The sequence below is a fragment of the Sodalis sp. RH14 genome, assembly GCF_047324285.1.
Classification (GTDB): domain Bacteria; phylum Pseudomonadota; class Gammaproteobacteria; order Enterobacterales; family Enterobacteriaceae; genus Acerihabitans.
The window spans coordinates 234,030-251,249 of sequence record NZ_CP178739.1 but is presented as its reverse complement, the minus strand read 5'-3'; the positions used below and the strand labels follow the sequence as shown (position 1 = coordinate 251,249).

Below are 17,220 nucleotides of genomic sequence, written 5' to 3'. Positions count from 1 at the left end.
AGCGCCCGGAGACTCAATGCCAAACGATTCCTTGCCTGGCGATGCCGTTCCCATCGATTGCGCGGCCTATATCCGCCAGATGGAAAGCGTGCTGGCGCTTAAGCTTGATGACGCCAGGCGCGCGGAGCTGCTGGCGCAGTTTGAGCGCATCGCCGCCATGGCGGCGCCCCTGATGGCCTTTCCGCTGGATGACCGGCTGGACGTGGCGGGAGTCTACAAGGCATGAACATCACCACCCTGGCGTCATTATCGATAGCCGAGATCACCGCCCTGCTGGCCGGGGGCGAGGTATCGGCCCGTGAGATCGCCCGCGCCGTCCTGGACGCCATCGACGCCGCCAATCCGGCGCTGAACGCCTGGACCCGGGTCACGGCGCAGAGAATGTTAAGCGAAGCCGACGCCCTGGACGCGCTGCGCCGTGCCGGCTCCCCCCTGCCGCCGCTGGCGGGCGTCCCTTATGGCGTGAAAAACCTGTTTGACGTGGCGGGCGAAACCACCCTGGCCGGCGCCAGCCTGTACAGCGATCGCGCCGCGGCGCAGCGGGACGCCTGGGCGGTGGCCAAACTGGCCGGCAGCGGCGCCCTGCTGTCCGGCATGCTGAATATGGATGCCTACGCCTATGGTTTTACCACCGAGAACAGCCATTATGGCGCCACCCGCAATCCACGCGACCCGGCGCGCATCGCCGGCGGCTCCTCCGGCGGGTCGGCCGCCGCGGTGGCCGCCGGGCTGGTGAAGTTTTCCCTGGGCAGCGATACCAACGGTTCCATCCGGGTGCCGTCGTCACTGTGCGGCATCCTGGGCTTAAAACCCACCTTCGGCCGGCTGTCGCGCGGCGGTACGCATTCATTTGTCGCCAGTCTGGATCATATCGGGCCGATGGCGCTGTGCTGTGAAGATCTCAGCGCGGTCTATGACGCGTTGCAGGGCATTGACCCCGGGGACGGGTTCCAAGCCGACCGGCCGGTCAGCCCGACGCTGCCGCTGCTGGACCGGGGACAGGAGGGGCTGCGCTGCGCGGTGCTGGGCGGGTATTTCCGCGCTTGGTGCGACGCGGATGCCGCCAGGGCGCTGGACACCGTCGCCCGGGCGCTGGGCGCGGACGAAGAGGTGATGTTCCCCGAGGCGGCGCTCGCCCGCTCGGCGGCCTTTATCCTCAGCGCGTCGGAGGGAGGCAACCGTTACCTGCCGGCGTTGCGGCGGGAACCGCACCGCTTTGAGCCGCTGTCGCGCGAGCGCCTGCTGGCCGGCGCGATGCTCCCTTCCGCGTGGTATATCCAGGCGCAGCGTTTTCGCCGCTATTTGCAGGAGCGCATCCAGCCGCTATTCGCCCACTGGGATATTTTGCTGGCGCCGGCCACGCCCTGCTGCGCCACGCTTATCGGCCAGGACACGTTTACCGTTAATGGCCAGGCGCTGCCGGTGCGCGCCAGCATGGGCATGCTGACCCAGCCGGTGTCGTTTCTGGGTCTGCCGGTGGTGACCGTACCGCTCACCATCGCGGGCGGGATGCCGATCGGCGTGCAGCTGATCGCCGCGCCGTGGCGTGAGGATCTCTGCCTGCGCGCCGCGCGGGCGCTGGAGCAAAGCGGCGTGGTAGCGGCGACCGCCGCCTGCCAAAAAGCGGCCTGACGGCTGACGACGCAGGCCACGGCGGGCAACGTTAAATGCCGGGTTTTTTACGGGCTGGTCTACAGGTTCAGCCCGTTAAAATGGCCGCTGATCTCTTTTGGCAGCGGATAATCCAGATCGCCGTATTTGCTGGTGGACAATCCCATGGCGTACAGGGATTCAATCAGCTTGATGGCGGCGCTGACGCCGTCTATCACCGGCAGTTGCAGCTCTCCGGTCAGCTCCTGCGCCAGGTCGGCCATTCCGGCGCAACCCAGTATAATGGCGCCGATACCGTCTTCCCGCTTGGCCCGGATGCAATGCTCCCGCACCTGCTGCTGCGCCAGCCCCGAATGATCCTCCAGCGCCAGCACCGGTAAATCAATGGCGCGCAGCCGGGAACAGTGCCGCTCGAAACCGTAGCTGTGCAATAGCTGGCGGGCGATAACCAGCGTGCGCGGCAGGGTGGTGACCACCGAAAAACGGGTCGCCACCAGGGTCGCCATATGCATCGCCGCCTCGGCAATGCCGACCACCGGCGCGCCGGCCAGTTCCCGCGCCGCCAGCAGGCCCGGATCGCCGAAGCAGGCGATGACATGCCCGTTCATCCCCTGTTCGCGGCCCTGTTTCACCCGTTGCAGCACGCCCATGGTCGCCACCGCTTCGTCGAAATGCCCTTCCACCGAGGATACGCCCTCCGCCGGACAGACCGCGACGATATCGGTGCCCGGCGCGGCAACGCGCCGCGCGGCCGTCTGGATCCGCTCGGTCATGGCAACGCTGGTGTTGGGATTGATTAATTGTATACGACAAGCGGCCATTATCGCGGCTCCTTTCTACCTGTGCCTGCACCGAATATACGGCGATGGTTATCCGGTTACGCCCGGGCGGGCGGCCAGATTTCTGTGCCGCCCGGGGCCGGAACCGGGCAAGTACTACCCTTTTACCGCCGGCGAGAATAAGCGCGCAAAGTCCGGCGTGGTTTCGCCGCTGCGCTCGAAATGAAGATTCGCCAGGATATCGTCGAAATGCTGTTCCATCTGCCGCACCAGCGATGGGGTATCCCCCGCCTTTAACACCGCGACCAGCTGCTGGTGATCATGGCAGCGGCAACCCTGCTGCCACGGCGCGCCATAAGCGGCAATCACCAGCGAGGAGCGCAGGGTGAGCTGCGAGACCATTTGCGTCAGCACCTCGTTGCCGGAAATCGCCTGCAGCTGCACATGGAACAGCGCGGAAAGACGAATCGCGGTGGCGCCGTCCCGCTCTTCATGCGCCCTCGCCTCCCCGGCCAGCAGATCCTCCAGCGCGCTGATATGCACCGCCTCGCAGTGTGCCGCCACCTGCGGTAAATTCGCGCACTCCAGCATGCGGCGGGTCAGCAGGACATGACGCGCCTCATCCACCCCCGGGGTGATCACCTGCGCACCACGCTTGGGCGTAAGCCGGATCAAATGCACTGCGGCAAGGCGCTGCAGCACTTTGCGAATGCCGGTACGGCTGATGCCGAAGGCCGCCGCCAGCGCCTCCTCCGGCAATTTGCTGCCGGGCGGCAGTTGATGCTCGACGATGGCTTTAACTATGGCGTGATAAATCTCATCGTCCTTATCCTGCGAAAAAACAGTACTTTTCAGGCCGTACCAACTGGACATTCACCGCTCCTGTATACGATAGAGATCTATTTCCGTATACCAAAATTAAAAATTAAGTATACACATTTTGTCGCATTGGCCTGGATCCTGCAAATCATTCCTCAGTACCGACATCCAAGGGTAGTGATAAGAGGAGCACATTTCATGCCAAACACTCATCAGGTAAGCGATAGCATTGGATCCACCGATCACAGCCGTTACAGCCCCAAGCTCTGCAACGAGGATTTAGCCCCTACCCGCCAGCAGGACTGGAGCTGGTACAATATTTTTTCATTCTGGATGTCGGACGTGCACAGCATGGGCGGCTACGTGGTGGCCGCCAGCTTTTTCACCCTGGGACTGGCGAGCTGGCAGGTATTGTTATGCCTGCTGCTCGGCATTTGCATCGTGCAAATCTGCGCCAACCTGGTGGCGAAACCCAGCCAGATGGCCGGCGTGCCCTACGCGGTGATCTGCCGCCAGGCGTTCGGCGTATTCGGCGCCAATATCCCGGCGGTGATCCGCGGGCTTATCGCCTTTGCCTGGTACGGCATCCAGACCTATCTGGCGGCGAACGCCCTGATGCTGGTATTGCTGAAATTCGTGCCGTCATTACAGGCGCTGACGCAAAGCCACTGGCTGGGGCTTTCCACGCTGGGATGGCTCTGTTTTGGCGTGATGTGGCTGCTCCAGGCGATGGTGTTCTGGCACGGCATGAACGCCATCAAGAAGTTTATCGATTTTGCCGGACCGGCGGTCTACGTGGTGATGCTGGCGCTGGCCGGCTGGATCCTGTTCCAGACCGGGATAAGCAATATCTCCTTTACCCTGAGCAGCAAAGCGCTGACCCCGGGCCAGCAGGCCTGGGAAATGCTCACCGCGGTGGCGTTGGTGGTCTCCTATTTTTCGGGACCGCTGCTGAACTTCGGCGATTTCTCCCGCTACGGTAAAAGCATGGATGAAATCCGCCGGGGCAACCGCTGGGGCCTGCCGTTCAATTTCCTGCTGTTTTCCATTGTCACCGTGGTCATCGTCTCCGGTACCCAGAGTCTGTTCGGCCAGATGATTACCGATCCGATTGAAACCGTCAGCCGGGTCGGCAGCAGCGTGGCGGTGGCATTGGGCCTGCTGACCATGATTATCGCGACGATAGGCATTAATATCGTGGCGAACTTTGTCTCGCCGGCATTCGATTTTTCCAACTGTTCGCCGCAGAAAATCAGCTTTCGCACCGGCGGCATGATCGCGGCGGTGGGCTCGGTATTGCTGACGCCGTGGAATCTGTTCCAGTCGCCGGAGCTTATCCATTACACGCTGGACGTGCTGGGCGCGTTTATCGGCCCGCTGTTCGGGATCCTGATCGCCGACTTCTATTTTATCAAGCGCGGCAAGGTATGGGTGGACGACCTGTTCAACGCCACGCCGTCCGGTCGTTATTGGTATAATAATGGTTTTAACCCCAAGGCGATCATGGCCCTGGCGCCGGCGGTGCTGATAGGGCTGGCGATAAGCTTTACCCCCAGCCTGCATCAGGTGGCGAACTTCAGCTGGTTTATCGGCGTCTTTCTGGGCGCCGGCTGCTATCGCTATCTGGCGCGGCGCGATATCGTCGCCAGCGCCGGCATGCATTACGCGGGCCTGGCGCCGGCGCCGAAAGAGTAGGTTTTAGCCCTGGCACCGCCCCGGGTGTCCGGGGCTGATGCTGCGCGGCGGATGATTATAAATTGTCGTGATGCTAATCCGCGTGACAGGGCCGCACAAAACGCTGTTCCATCACTTCCCGGCCCCATTGCCGGCCGGGAGACGCCTCGGCCAGGACAAAACCCTGTGACTCATAAAGACGCCGCGCCGCATCCAGCCCGCTGAAAGTCCACAGCTGGGTGGCGGTAAAAGCCCGGCGGTCGCAGAACGCCAGCGCTTCTTGCAGCAAACGCCGGCCGATACCCGCCCCGTGCAGGCCCTCTTCCACGATAAACCAGCGCAAATGTGCCTGCCGCCCGGGCAGATCCTCGCCGTCAATGGCGACCGAACCCACGATCCGCCCGCTGTCGACGGCGGTCCATAATTGGTTGTCAGGGTGGGCCAGCCTGGCGGTAAATTCAGCCAAACCGCTGGCTACCTTGGCTTCAAAAAACTGGCCGAACCCCGTATGACGGGAATAAAAATGCGCATGCATTTGTACGATGCGGCCGATAACGGCGGGCTGATAACCCGTATCTATACGCACCGGCGCGGCGATCTGCGCTGGCGCCTGGCCATGGGACGTCAGGGCTTGGGCATAAAGAGCCAAACCCCGGGCAACCGCCTGCCGCTCCGCTTGCTGCATGCGTTCCAATGCCGCCCTTACTTGTTGCCGCGCAAACGCCTCAATAACGGCCCGGGTGCGCTGGCCCGCCGCGGTTAAGGCCAGGAGTTTGACGCGCCCATCGACGGCGCTGGCGGTTTCTTTCACTTCCCCGGCGTTAATCAGCTTACGCACCATGCGGCTGACGCTGGACTTTTCCAGGCCCAGCAGCTCAGTGAGCTGCGCCGCCGTCATATCGCCCCGCGCGCCAATTTCCACCATGGCATGCACAGCCGAAGGCGGATAGTCGGTTGCAGCCAGGGTTGATTGCATAAACCCCAGTTTACGCACCATCTGGCGCGAGGCCGCCCGAATGCCGTCAACCAGCGGCAGATCATCCTCTGTCATGCAAATTGCCCATATAGTTGTATTATGCAACTTACTATAGGGCCGAATCCGGCATCCTGTCGAGGCCTGGACGCGATGTAACGGCGGGGACATAGAGGGTCATCACATAATAAGATCGGCAATAACGGTATCCGCGGGGCCGGAACCATCACTCCGTCGGTGCCCCGCGCGTCCGGTGTGTGAGGCCGTGATATCATGGCCGCCCGGGGCCGGCATTTCCCTCAATGGGCTGTAAGACACCCCAAGCCCATCAGCGTTGTTTCCACCGCCTGCTCCAGCGGCGTATGGGGTTCGCTGCCCAGCATCGCCTGCAGGCGGCTGTTATCAAGCCTAACCGGCTGGCGCCAGAGATAACGCATTTCCTGCAGTTCACGCAGGGTGGGCACCACCGGCGCCAACAGCGAGGTAAGCCACCACGGAAAAGCGCGCAACGCTGGCTGCCCGCCGTGGCGCATGACCACGCGGCGAATAGCGTGCGCCATTTGCATGCCGTCATCATCCCAGTGCCCCGCCATATGGAAGGTGCTGAAAGGCGATAATGTCTCACGCCGGGCCAGCAACGCCGCCATCGTCTCGGCGATGTCCGGCAGATAACACCACTGATGGCCGATACCGGCCTTCCCGGGGCTATTGATCACCTTCACCGCCCGTCCCGGTTTGATCACGCCTTGCGAGAACCAGGTATTGCCCGCTCGTGGGCCAAAAAAATCCCCGGCCCGCACCACGATGGCCCGCGCCCCCCGATCGGCCGCCGCCTGCAAACGCCGTTCAAGCTCGACGCGAATGGCGCCCTTACGGGTCAGCGGATGCTGCGGGGCATCTTCATTCAGCAATGGAAAAGCATCCGGTCCATAATTGTAAACCGTGCCCGGCAGCATAATGGTGGCGTTTTCGGCGACGGCGGCGCGGATGCTATTGTCGATCATCGGCAGCACCAGCTCTGCCCAGCGTCGGTAGCCCGGCGGATTAACGGCATGGACAATCACGCCGCACCCCCGCGCCGCGCGCATCACATCCCCGGGGTTCATCGCGTCGCCGCGCAGCCAGTGGATGCCGTCCCGGTATTCGCCGGCGGCCGGCGCCTGCCGGTAAAGCGCCCGCACCTGCCAGCCGGCGTGATGCAATTTGCGCGCCGCTTCGCCGCCAATGCCGCCAGTCGCGCCAAGGACCAAAGCCGTATGCGCCGGATTGTCCGTTATGTTCATCGCATTTCTCCCCAAGGGTTATAAGAGAATTTTAATGCGGCGGCGTATAAAAGAAATTGTCTATGTCAGGCTACAACCTATACATTTATGTATGGTCAACAAGAGAGGGGAGTTTATGGGCTCAACTATCGGCTGGGAATACTACCGCACTTTTCTCGCCGTGCTCACCGAAGGGTCGCTCTCAGGCGCGGCGCGTGCCCTGGGCATGACCCAACCAACAGCGGGCCGCCATATCGCCGCCATGGAATCCTCATTCGGCCAGCCCTTGTTTATCCGATCGCGTAACGGCTTATCCCCGACGGAGGGCGCAATAGCCTTACGGGGGTATGCCGAAACCATGCGCGATACCGCCGCGGCGCTGGAAAGGGCGGCCACCGGCCGTGGCCGGGAAATCGCCGGTACGGTACGGATTTCGGCCAGCGAAGTGATAGGGACGGAAATATTGCCGCCAATGCTGGCGCAGCTAAAACAATCGCATCCGCTGCTGCGCCTTGAACTGGTGACCACTAACCGGGTACAGGACTTACTGCGGCGCGAAGCCGATATTGCCGTTCGTATGACCCCGCCCAAACAGGAATCGCTTATCGCCAGACGCGTGGGCGATGTGAAGCTCGGCCTCTACGCGCATCGCGACTATCTGCGCCGGCACGGCGTACCGTCCGCGCCCGCCGACCTGACCCGGCATGCGCTGATCGGATTCGATGAAGAAACGCCTTATCTGCGGGCCGCGCGCAGGCAGTTGCCGGTATGGACGCGCGATGCCTTCACCTTTCGCACCGACAGCGATCTGGCCCAACTGGCGCTTATCCGCGCCGGCTGCGGCATCGGCATATGCCAAACGGCGCTGGCAGGGGACCTGGTGCGCGTACTGCCGCAACAGTACGGGTTTATCCTGCCCACCTGGATCATCGTGCATGAGGATCTGCGCGCCAGCCCGCGCTGCAAAGCGACCTTCGACGCGCTGGTGCTTTGCCTGCAACGGCATACCGGCGCGCTGGGCTAGCTAGCGTTTAGAGAGCAAGGTTTTAAAGGCGCGGTGCTGAGATCAGGAAAATACTGCATGATGGGCTAAAGCAGGCGGTGATGAAGCGGATAGCCGGCGGGGCAAATCACGTTCACGAATGCGAAAATCAACTGGTAACATCACGCTACGGATGGCCAACACGGATAATAAAAATAAGCCGTCATTCTTGCTTGTAAAATTAAATCCCGGCACGGACGGCAGTCAACGCGCCGGGGTAACAGAGTTATAGGCACCTATGTATAGGTACTTACATCTTTATAGGCACTTACCTCTGTTGATAGTGCGTTTTGCACTGAACAACACTAGCTGCGGCTGCTGTTCTGACCGCCTTTCTTACCGGCTTCAGACGCTTTTTCACGATCGTTCTTGAAATTACCGCCGCTATTCTGGCCGCCTTTTTTACCGGCTTGAGAGGCTTTATCACGATCTTCAGCGAAATTACCTGAACCACCACGATGTTCGGTCATAATAATATTCCTCTTTTTCATGGTTTACTTATTTGCATACCTTTATCTATAGGTATATCAGGAGATAAAGTGTATGCGCGTCTTACATTTTTAACTTTAGCGCATTATGCCCAAAACGCAAGGTTTGCTTATTTTTCATAAAAAGCATTCCTATTCAAATTGTTATTTGTTGCCGTTACATTTTGTAAAAAAATTAAAGAAAATTTCTTATTGATATTCCCGGCAACCTGACGGGTAAACGCATAAAAAACAGGCAATATTTTATTATTGCCATGCGGCGTGCTTTCGCCGGCAGGAGCGTCAGCGATGAATTAAGCTTTAAATTTGGTGAAACGCGATACCCCCATAAACATCGCAAAAAATAGGATGATTGGGGATAAAAAAAATCCCGCCGTTCCACAACGGAGCGAGTGGTGGCGGGCAAAACTTCACCAGGGAAAAACAACATCACATCTTATCGTTATGAGACTACAATATTATTGTGTGTCCACATTTCATTATTTCAAGGAGGCCATCATAAATAAACGCCATGCCCCGCCGGCATTTAAAAAAAGGGCCTGCCAGGGCAGGCATATCTGTGATATATACCGGTTTAACATCTTATCAGTGGGCTATTTTCAATCCTGCCATGCTCATTATCATTCTTAATATTAGAGAAACAATAAACAACGCCATCACACTGCCACACCAAATCACCACCAGCCAAAATATACGGCCCCACCAGGACGGCAAGGACGGTGAATGTTTCATTTTTCGTATCAGCGCCATAGCTCTGTCCCCCTCAATGGTAGCCTTCATTATGGGTAACCTTGCCCCGGAACACATAATAACTCCAAAACGTGTAGACCAGGATCAGGGGAATAATAAACAAGGCGCCGACCAGCATGAATCCCTGGCTCTGCGGCGGCGCGGCGGCGTCCCAAAAGGTAATCGACGGCGGGATAAGATGAGGCCAGATACTGATGCCCAGGCCGCTATAGCCCATAAAAATAAGAAACAGGGTCAGCAGAAAAGGTGAATAATGAGTATCGTCCCGCATAATCGCGCGCCGCAGCGCCCAGGCCGTGAGTAATACCAACACCGGCACGGGTAAAAAGAAAAACACATTCGGCAGGCTAAACCAGCGATGCGCAATCGCCGGCTGCGCCAAAGGCGTCCAGACGCTGATAATGGCGATAATGGCCAGCAACGCCAGGGTTAACAGCCCGGCCCACCGTTTCATGTCGCTATGCAGCCGGTCGCCGGTTTTCATGATTAACCAGGTGCTGCCCAGCAAGGCATAGGCCGCCATAAGTCCCAGGCCGCAAAACAGGCTGAACGGCGTAAGCCAGTCCAGGACGCCGCCGCTGTAGTGGCGCGCCTGCACCGTAAAGCCATTGATAAACCCGCCCAATACCACCCCTTGCGAAAAGGTGGCGATAAGGGAACCGGCAAAAAATGATTTATCCCAGATATGCTGGCGCTCCGGGGCGGCCTTAAAGCGGAATTCAAACGCCACGCCGCGAAATATCAATCCGATAAGCATCAGGGTAAGTGGGATTGCCAACGCGTCCAGAATCACCGAATAGGCAAGCGGGAATGCGCCGAATAATCCGGCCCCGCCCATCACCAGCCAGGTTTCATTCCCATCCCACACCGGCGCAATGGTATTCATCATAACATCGCGATCGTGGCGTTCTTTCACCAGCGGAAAAAGCAGGCCGATGCCCAGATCAAAACCATCCATGACCACATACATCATGATGCTGAAAATAATGATGATCAGCCAAATCAGCGGAAGATCGATGCCCATAATTAGTGTCTCCCCTCAGGAAAACCCTCGTCGCCGGCGGCGCCATTGTCCGCCGCCGACAACGGCCGGGCCGGCGTCCGCTTCTGTCCGGGGCCGCCTTCCGGCGCGTGCCGTCCGCTGCTGGATTGCGGCCCCTGCCTGATAAGCCGGAGCATATAGATAATGCCGGTGCCAAAGACGGCAAAATAAACCACGATAAACGCCAGCAGGCTGATGCTCATATGCAGCGCGCCGTGGGCCGACACCGCGTCCCTGGTACGCAGCAGGCCATAAACAACCCATGGCTGGCGGCCTATTTCAGTGGTAAACCAGCCGGCAATGATCGCCAGCAACCCTGAAGGGCCCATATATAAAACAAATTGATGAAACGGGCGGCTGTGAAATAATGTGCCGCGCCAGCGCAAATACAGGCCGGCGACGCCCACGGTGATCATCAATAAGCCCAGGCCGACCATGATCCGGAATGACCAAAAGATAATGGTGGAGTTCGGACGTTCATCCGGCGGAAAATCCTTCAGCGCGGGAATGGGCTTGTCCAGGCTATGGGTAAGAATAAGACTGCCGAGATAAGGTATTTCCAGCGCAAAGCGCGTTTTTTCCGCGCGCATGTCGGGCAAGCCGAACACAATCAGCGGCGTGGCCCGGCCGGCGGTATTCTCCCAATGCCCCTCTATGGCGGCGATTTTGGCGGGCTGATGTTCAAGCGTATTAAGACCGTGCGCGTCGCCGACAAAAGCTTGTATGGGGGCGACGCACAGCGCCATCCACATCGCCATTGAAAACATGATACGTACCGGCGCACTATTATTGCCGCGCAGCAAATGCCAGGCGCCGGAGGCGCCGACGAAAAAAGCGGAGGCCAGAAACGCGGCGATGGTCATATGCAGCAATCGATAAGGAAACGAGGGATTAAAAATCACCGCCAGCCAATCCACCGGGACAACCTGGCCGTTGACAATCTCGAACCCCTGCGGCGTATGCATCCAGCTATTGGAGGCCAGGATCCAGAACGTGGACATTATCGTGCCCAGCATCACCATACAGGTGGAAAAGAAATGTAATCCCGGCCCCACCCTATCCCAGCCAAATAGCATAACGCCGAGAAATCCGGCTTCAAGGAAAAAGGCGGTCAGGACTTCATAGGTCAGCAAAGGGCCGGTGATGGATCCGGCAAAAGCCGAAAACCCGCTCCAGTTGGTGCCGAATTGATAGGCCATAACCAGACCCGAGACCACGCCCATACCAAAATTAATGGCAAATATTTTTAGCCAGAAATGATAAAGATCGCGATAGCTTTCCCGCCGGGTTTTAAGCCATAGGGCTTCCAGCACCGCCAGGAAACTGGCCAGACCGATAGTGATAGCGGGGAAAATGATATGAAAAGAAACGGTAAAGGCAAACTGTATCCTTGCCAGTATAAACGCGTGCATATCGCCCATGCTTACCTCTGCTTGCCCGGCTCTCCTGAGAGGGGCTTTTAGCCGTTGCCACCGTCCTGAGACGTCGCGATAAGCCGCATTGCTGCGCTCACGCCCAGGCACGGCAATTAAGGGATAACATTGGTTGCTCAGTCTGGCCAGGATCCTGCCCGTGTAATAAAAATAGCCTTATTGATGAGAGGCCATAAGCAGCGTGACGGGAAGCAATGGGCAAAGATGTTTTCCAGGCCAGCTCACCTATTATAAGCCAATAACGCCAATAGCAGCGGTTTACCCCGGCAAAAGATGCCGTGGGTAAACCGCGGGGTTTTTATTTTTTCTTGCTTTTCTTCGCGGGTTTGGTCTGCCCGGCCGCCTCGTTCTCAATCGGGGGCACCGCGCCGATTTCCGCGCCGGTGATGGGATTCACCTGCGGATCGGATTGGGTACGCAGCGCCAGGGTATCCACATTGGCCTGCTGCTTGGGCGGCAGCGCCACGCTGGCGCCGCCATCACCCCCGTCAACCGCCGGCGCGGGATTGGCGACGTACGCGAAGTTTTCATCCGAATTCCAGCTACCGCGCACCTCGCCGCCATCCGACATATTAAAATACGTGGTGGCATATTTTTCAATAGGCGGAAGCTTGCCCGGCGGAAAGTTATTGCGAATGGAATACAACGCCTTTTCAAACGAAATCTGGTGCGCCACTTCACGCGTCATCAGAAAACCCAACGCATCCTTTACCCCGGGATCGTCCGTCAGATTAATCAGACGTTCATAGATGATTTTCGCCCGCGCTTCGGCGGCGATATTCGATCGCAGATCGGCGGTCACTTCACCGATGGTATCAATATACGCCGCGGTCCAGGGCACGCCGGCGGAATTCGTTAATGCCGGTCCGCCGCCATACAGCAATGCCGTCGTATGGCTGCTATTGCCGTTGCCGGTTAATGAACGATACAATTCCGCCTCTTGTTCGGTGCCTTCCGCCAGATCGCCCTTGGCGCCTTTATTAAGCATGCCGACCAATGAGCCGATAATTTCCAGATGGCTCAGTTCTTCCGTGGCGATATCCAGCAGCAAATCCTTGCGTCCCGGATCTTCATCCCCGAGGCCCTGGGTGAAATAGCGGCACGCCGCCGCCAGCTCGCCCTGCGGACCGCCGAATTGCTCCAGCAGAAGATTCGCCAGGCCTGGATTAGGCTGGGCGACACGAACGGTAAATTGAAGTTGTTTTACGTGTCTAAACATGCTCACTCCCGACAAAAGTTATTATTTTCAATGCTTCCATGCCGGTTTTCCCTTATTCTCGCCACGGACGAAGCAACCTGTCGCTTTATCCGGCAAGATCATTTTTTCGCCTCGACATCGGGCGTGGCGGAACGCACCATAAACTGTTCCGTGACATTCGGCAGATGGGTAAAGGCCCATTCGGCCATGGCGAGTTCCTGTTCGCGGATTTGCTCAAAAACCCTGGCGCCTTCAACATCCCCGGCCAGCTTGGCGGCGGCGATAAGCGATGTGTAGCAAGCGGCTTCAAAATGCTCAAAGACATAACCGCTGATGGCGCCTTTAACCACTTCGTCCTCCGCGGTCATGCCGCCCACCGCCTGCCCAAAGGCCGACATTTTCCCCATGACGTCTTTTAAGGTTGAACGGGAAATGTTATTACGATCAATCACGTCCTCCAGCAGCACCAGTTGCTGACGGGTTTCTTCTCTATGCAGTTCAAGACGCGCCTTAAGATCGGGATAATGCTCCAGCCGGCCGGCCATTTTTTCCAGCATGCTTTCGGCTTGTTTTTCCATGGCGTGCGCGTCACGAAGCCAATCGTGGTAATTTTCTTCGTAAGTCATGATTCACCTCTCAATTGATTAAACAAACCTGCCTGTCGTGGTATCCGTGGTCTTTTTGCCAGGAACGTATGCACCAGGGAGGTAGGGTGGCTTAGCTGCCGTGCCAAAAAAACCGGGCCTTGAATTTGAAGTAATGGTTAACAAGATACGGCGCGCGGAAAAAAGAAAATATTTCTGCAGCCGCGCTTTCATTTTGTGGTTATCCGGCAACAACCATGGGGGAAAAGAGAGTACCTAACAACCCTGCCCTGCACGGTGCAGCGTCAATTTCATTATTTTTCAATGCCATTTCGCCCAGGCTATGAAATATGATACGTTGCAGGCATACAATAATGTTCCATTGCTTAATATAGCTGTCATTGCGTCATTTTATGCCCGTGATGATAAATACGCTTGGCACTTTAGCCTGGTTTACATTGACCGGGTTTAAATGGATGGGTGCCGTCGAATAATTTATCTCACCGTATTGTATTAAAGACGAACAATTAACCCCCAGCGCGGATGATACTCTTAACAAAAATAAAGCGTCTGCGGTATATTTAATCCGCTGACCACCCTATTTCACAGGGTCCAGTAATCTTCCCCCGCCCTATCACTGCGCGGCCATAAGAATATTCTCCTGCAACTCTGCGCAACACTCATAACATTAGAGGGTGCTTGATGTTAATTGTTTAGTTAATGTCTCGCTTGTTGTACCTATTAAAATGTAGCGCATCTTAAGATAAGCGCAAGTTTGAATCGATATTTTTGACTTTATAAAAAAACCATTTTATTCATAGCGTTATCATCGCACCCTGCCATGGAAAAATAAAAAAATAAACTTTTACCATCAACGCGCCGGCTCTTTTTATGCCAGTGATAATGATTGTTTGGCGTGGCACCAATCCGGAAATTAAGCGAAGCGGGGAGCTGTTTCATTAGATTAGATTTATGTTTTATGCAACTCTATTAAAAATTCACATTAAATCCGTCTGTTATAGAATTTTACTCTTTCCAGGGCGGCCGCTATTTTTCAGCAGTCGCCATCGCCGGGAAAGGATTATTACGCGCATGTCACGTCACAGATGAGAATGATATATATTATCAACGCGCTAACCAAACCGACTGTTAGCCAAAAAAACCACGGTCGCGAAAAATAAGAATAATGCCACGGCAACGGTGGGCTTGCGTATGGAGACTCAGCCGGGACCAGGGAAAAAACCTCGCGCGCCGCCGGTTAAAGTGTCCGGGGGAATGGCCCGCCATCCAAGGAAAGCGCATAAAATAATAAGGCCCCTGTCCTGTTACAGCGGACAGGGGCCAAAGGGTATAAACCCATCAATAAAAAGGTGGCGGCTGATGCCGGCCTGTTCCCTACGCCTGAAACAACCTAGGCCATATCCAGCGATGCCATATCAATCACAAAGCGATATTTCACCTCGCCACGCTCCATACGTTCAAAAGCATGATTGATATGCTGTATGGGAATGATTTCACAGTCGGGAAGGATGTTTTGCCTGGCGCAGAAATCCAGCATTTCCTGGGTTTCGGCAATACCGCCCGAGGGTGAACCGGTTATGCGCCGGCGTCCCATAATCAACGGCAGGCTGCTAAAGCCCGCCATATTCCCCAAATTGCCGACAATCACCAGCGCGCCTTCAATATCCAGCAGTTGCACGTAGGGCGACACATCATGAGAAACGGGAATGGTATCGATAATCACGTCAAAAGAAGCCCCTGCCGCCGCCATATCGTCTCGTGATGTGGACAGCAGCATTTTTTCCGCGCCCAGCGCTGTTGCTTCCGCCGCTTTTTCACCGGTGCGGGTAATCACCGTCACCGCGGCGCCCAGGCCCGCGGCCAGCCGAACCGCCAGGTGACCAAGACCGCCGATGCCGATGACCCCGACCCGGGTCCCGGGTCCAACGTTCCAGGTACGTAACGGGGAATAAACGGTAATACCCGCGCAAAGCAACGGCGCTGCGCGGGCCGGATCGAGCCCCTGCGGCAATGTCAGGACAAACTCTTCCCGCACGACGATATGCTTGGAATAACCGCCGCGGGTGATCTCGCCGGTGAGGCGATCGTGGCCGTTATAGGTCACCGTGGGGTATTCCCGGCACATCTGTTCCTGATCTTTGCGGCACTGGTCGCAATGCTGGCAACTGTCGACAATAGTTCCCACCGCCACCAATTGACCAACGGCGTGGCGCGTAACGCCGGCGCCGATCTCAATCACCCGGCCGATGATTTCATGGCCCGGAACGCAAGGATAGGTCGTCGGCCCCCAATCTTGCCAGTCGTCCCGGCTTTGGTGGAGATCGCTATGGCAAACGCCGCAGTACAAAATCTCAATCGCCACATCATTGCCGCGCAGGGCGCGCCGTTCAAAGGAAAAGGGCGCCAGTGGGGTACCGGCCTTCAGCGCCGCATAACCGATAGTCTTCATACATCTCTCCCAGTTGATTGAATTGCGTTCCCTGACTTTACACGCGCCCGGCGGGCCGGCGTCAGTCCGATCCTTCCGGATTATTGCCTATTCCGCTTGATTTCTTGCGCCACGCGAACCGCGCGCCGGCGCGCCTATGCCGCTGAATACGCTGCGCTAACGGTACAAACCCCCTTCCCTCTCATCGGGCAAATTCTCTCTTGCTGATGCAGCCCGCGGGCTTTTGTTTTATGCTCAGATAACACGCAATCATTCACGGGCACGGGCATGGACGAACGCAATACGGTCAACGGCAACCTGCGGTTCCTGGGCATTATCGGCGATCCGGTGGCACAGGCTAAATCCCCCATGTTAATCAATGCCGCGCTGCGCGAGCGACGGATCACGGACACGCTGATGATCCCTTTGCATGTCGACTCCGCCGGTTTAGCGGACGCCATTAACGGGCTGAAGGCCTGCCGCAATTTTTGCGGCGCGGTCGTCACCATGCCGCACAAGCGCAACGTGTTGCCCCTGCTGGATAGGGTATCCGACTCAGCCAGGGCCATCGGAGCCTGTAACGTATTTAAGCGCGCTCCCGACGGCCGGTTAAGCGGCACCATGATGGATGGGGAAGGGTTTGTCGCCGGTTTGCAAACACGGGGATATGGCATCCGGGGCAAAAGCGTTTATCTGGCCGGCGCCGGCGGCGCGGCGGCGGCGATTGCCTTTGCGGTGGCCGCCCATGGCGCCCGTCGGCTGGTTATCTTCAATCGCACCGCCGGTAAAGCCTCCGCGCTGTGTCAACAGCTGCGGTCCCTTTATCCCGGAGTGTTAATTGAGCAGGGCAATGAATTTCCCCGGGAGGTGGATATCGCCATTAACGGCACCTCCGTCGGCATGGGCGGCGATACCGCACAGCCCTTTTCATTGCGCTACCTGGATGCCTCCACGGTGGTGTGCGATATTGTGGTGTTCCCGGAGCAAACGCCTCTGCTGGCCAACGCCGCCCAGGCCGGATTGCCGGTCCATTACGGCAAGGAAATGATCATGGCGCAGGTCCCGCTGCTTATCGACTTTATGCTGAGCTGATGAGCGGCTCTCCCGCCAGGCCAT

General features: G+C 57.5%; 16 protein-coding genes. 5 read left to right on the top strand and 11 right to left on the bottom strand.

The window, feature by feature from the left end:
• Positions 1-16 precede the first annotated feature (16 nt).
• The gene (gene hpxX / locus ACL2XQ_RS01085; RefSeq protein ID WP_410016656.1) at positions 17-226 is read left to right on the top strand and encodes an oxalurate catabolism protein HpxX; all 210 of its coding nucleotides are present in this window, start codon (positions 17-19) and stop codon (positions 224-226) included.
• A complete protein-coding gene (locus ACL2XQ_RS01080; RefSeq protein WP_413731454.1) occupies positions 223-1,632 on the top strand; it encodes an AtzE family amidohydrolase in 1,410 nt (469 codons plus the stop codon). The genes hpxX and ACL2XQ_RS01080 overlap by 4 nt, the downstream gene beginning before the upstream one ends.
• 59 nt (positions 1,633-1,691) lie before the next feature.
• Here the strand turns inward: ACL2XQ_RS01080 and ACL2XQ_RS01075 are convergent, their stop codons facing one another.
• Positions 1,692-2,432: an aspartate/glutamate racemase family protein gene (locus tag ACL2XQ_RS01075; RefSeq protein WP_410012502.1), complete on the bottom strand. Its 741-nt coding sequence runs from the start codon at positions 2,430-2,432 to the stop codon at positions 1,692-1,694.
• A 114-nt stretch (positions 2,433-2,546) separates the two neighbouring features.
• Positions 2,547-3,263, bottom strand: a complete 717-nt coding sequence (locus tag ACL2XQ_RS01070) for a GntR family transcriptional regulator (RefSeq protein ID WP_410012503.1) — start codon at positions 3,261-3,263, stop codon at positions 2,547-2,549.
• Between the two features lie 144 nt (positions 3,264-3,407).
• Between ACL2XQ_RS01070 and ACL2XQ_RS01065 the strand changes: the two genes are divergently transcribed.
• Positions 3,408-4,904 (top strand): NCS1 family nucleobase:cation symporter-1, encoded by a 1,497-nt coding sequence (locus tag ACL2XQ_RS01065; protein ID WP_413721920.1) that lies wholly within the window; start codon positions 3,408-3,410, stop codon positions 4,902-4,904.
• A 73-nt stretch (positions 4,905-4,977) separates the two neighbouring features.
• Here the strand turns inward: ACL2XQ_RS01065 and ACL2XQ_RS01060 are convergent, their stop codons facing one another.
• A complete protein-coding gene (locus tag ACL2XQ_RS01060; protein ID WP_413721919.1) occupies positions 4,978-5,934 on the bottom strand; it encodes a GNAT family N-acetyltransferase in 957 nt (318 codons plus the stop codon).
• A 221-nt stretch (positions 5,935-6,155) separates the two neighbouring features.
• Positions 6,156-7,139 carry an NAD-dependent epimerase/dehydratase family protein gene (locus ACL2XQ_RS01055; RefSeq protein ID WP_413731458.1) on the bottom strand — a complete coding sequence of 328 codons (984 nt, stop codon included), beginning with the start codon at positions 7,137-7,139 and terminating at the stop codon, positions 6,156-6,158.
• A gap of 115 nt (positions 7,140-7,254) precedes the next feature.
• Between ACL2XQ_RS01055 and ACL2XQ_RS01050 the strand changes: the two genes are divergently transcribed.
• On the top strand, positions 7,255-8,142 hold the full coding sequence (locus ACL2XQ_RS01050; RefSeq protein WP_413739956.1) for a LysR family transcriptional regulator: 888 nt from the start codon (positions 7,255-7,257) through the stop codon (positions 8,140-8,142).
• 323 nt (positions 8,143-8,465) lie between these two features.
• Here the strand turns inward: ACL2XQ_RS01050 and ACL2XQ_RS01045 are convergent, their stop codons facing one another.
• The 7 genes from ACL2XQ_RS01045 to ACL2XQ_RS01015 form a co-directional block, all read right to left on the bottom strand.
• Entirely contained in the window at positions 8,466-8,630 is a 165-nt protein-coding gene (locus tag ACL2XQ_RS01045; protein WP_413739955.1) for a general stress protein, read from the bottom strand.
• A 603-nt stretch (positions 8,631-9,233) separates the two neighbouring features.
• Positions 9,234-9,380 carry a DUF2474 domain-containing protein gene (locus tag ACL2XQ_RS01040; protein WP_413723529.1) on the bottom strand — a complete coding sequence of 49 codons (147 nt, stop codon included), beginning with the start codon at positions 9,378-9,380 and terminating at the stop codon, positions 9,234-9,236.
• Between the two features lie 31 nt (positions 9,381-9,411).
• Positions 9,412-10,422 carry a cytochrome d ubiquinol oxidase subunit II gene (gene cydB, locus ACL2XQ_RS01035; protein ID WP_413739954.1) on the bottom strand — a complete coding sequence of 337 codons (1,011 nt, stop codon included), beginning with the start codon at positions 10,420-10,422 and terminating at the stop codon, positions 9,412-9,414.
• A 2-nt stretch (positions 10,423-10,424) separates the two neighbouring features.
• The gene (locus ACL2XQ_RS01030) at positions 10,425-11,861 is read right to left on the bottom strand and encodes a cytochrome ubiquinol oxidase subunit I (RefSeq protein ID WP_413739953.1); all 1,437 of its coding nucleotides are present in this window, start codon (positions 11,859-11,861) and stop codon (positions 10,425-10,427) included.
• 310 nt (positions 11,862-12,171) lie between these two features.
• Positions 12,172-13,092 carry a manganese catalase family protein gene (locus tag ACL2XQ_RS01025; protein WP_413739951.1) on the bottom strand — a complete coding sequence of 307 codons (921 nt, stop codon included), beginning with the start codon at positions 13,090-13,092 and terminating at the stop codon, positions 12,172-12,174.
• Between the two features lie 98 nt (positions 13,093-13,190).
• On the bottom strand, positions 13,191-13,697 hold the full coding sequence (locus ACL2XQ_RS01020; RefSeq protein WP_410012513.1) for a ferritin-like domain-containing protein: 507 nt from the start codon (positions 13,695-13,697) through the stop codon (positions 13,191-13,193).
• 1,369 nt (positions 13,698-15,066) lie between these two features.
• Positions 15,067-16,125 (bottom strand): NAD(P)-dependent alcohol dehydrogenase, encoded by a 1,059-nt coding sequence (locus ACL2XQ_RS01015; RefSeq protein ID WP_410012514.1) that lies wholly within the window; start codon positions 16,123-16,125, stop codon positions 15,067-15,069.
• A 267-nt stretch (positions 16,126-16,392) separates the two neighbouring features.
• Here ACL2XQ_RS01015 and ACL2XQ_RS01010 point away from each other — a divergent pair, with 267 nt between their 5' ends.
• The gene (locus ACL2XQ_RS01010) at positions 16,393-17,196 is read left to right on the top strand and encodes a shikimate dehydrogenase family protein (protein WP_413721913.1); all 804 of its coding nucleotides are present in this window, start codon (positions 16,393-16,395) and stop codon (positions 17,194-17,196) included.
• Positions 17,197-17,220 lie beyond the last annotated feature (24 nt).

Excerpts from the sequence above, each read along its gene's own strand:
- hpxX (WP_410016656.1), top strand. The coding sequence starts at position 17 with ATGCCAAACGATTCCTTGCCTGGCGATGCCGTTCCCATCGATTGCGCG.
- ACL2XQ_RS01080 (WP_413731454.1), top strand. The coding sequence starts at position 223 with ATGAACATCACCACCCTGGCGTCATTATCGATAGCCGAGATCACCGCC.
- ACL2XQ_RS01075 (WP_410012502.1), bottom strand. The coding sequence starts at position 2,432 with ATGGCCGCTTGTCGTATACAATTAATCAATCCCAACACCAGCGTTGCC.
- ACL2XQ_RS01070 (WP_410012503.1), bottom strand. The coding sequence starts at position 3,263 with ATGTCCAGTTGGTACGGCCTGAAAAGTACTGTTTTTTCGCAGGATAAG.
- ACL2XQ_RS01065 (WP_413721920.1), top strand. The coding sequence starts at position 3,408 with ATGCCAAACACTCATCAGGTAAGCGATAGCATTGGATCCACCGATCAC.
- ACL2XQ_RS01060 (WP_413721919.1), bottom strand. The coding sequence starts at position 5,934 with ATGACAGAGGATGATCTGCCGCTGGTTGACGGCATTCGGGCGGCCTCG.
- ACL2XQ_RS01055 (WP_413731458.1), bottom strand. The coding sequence starts at position 7,139 with ATGAACATAACGGACAATCCGGCGCATACGGCTTTGGTCCTTGGCGCG.
- ACL2XQ_RS01050 (WP_413739956.1), top strand. The coding sequence starts at position 7,255 with ATGGGCTCAACTATCGGCTGGGAATACTACCGCACTTTTCTCGCCGTG.
- ACL2XQ_RS01045 (WP_413739955.1), bottom strand. The coding sequence starts at position 8,630 with ATGACCGAACATCGTGGTGGTTCAGGTAATTTCGCTGAAGATCGTGAT.
- ACL2XQ_RS01040 (WP_413723529.1), bottom strand. The coding sequence starts at position 9,380 with ATGAAACATTCACCGTCCTTGCCGTCCTGGTGGGGCCGTATATTTTGG.
- cydB (WP_413739954.1), bottom strand. The coding sequence starts at position 10,422 with ATGGGCATCGATCTTCCGCTGATTTGGCTGATCATCATTATTTTCAGC.
- ACL2XQ_RS01030 (WP_413739953.1), bottom strand. The coding sequence starts at position 11,861 with ATGGGCGATATGCACGCGTTTATACTGGCAAGGATACAGTTTGCCTTT.
- ACL2XQ_RS01025 (WP_413739951.1), bottom strand. The coding sequence starts at position 13,092 with ATGTTTAGACACGTAAAACAACTTCAATTTACCGTTCGTGTCGCCCAG.
- ACL2XQ_RS01020 (WP_410012513.1), bottom strand. The coding sequence starts at position 13,697 with ATGACTTACGAAGAAAATTACCACGATTGGCTTCGTGACGCGCACGCC.
- ACL2XQ_RS01015 (WP_410012514.1), bottom strand. The coding sequence starts at position 16,125 with ATGAAGACTATCGGTTATGCGGCGCTGAAGGCCGGTACCCCACTGGCG.
- ACL2XQ_RS01010 (WP_413721913.1), top strand. The coding sequence starts at position 16,393 with ATGGACGAACGCAATACGGTCAACGGCAACCTGCGGTTCCTGGGCATT.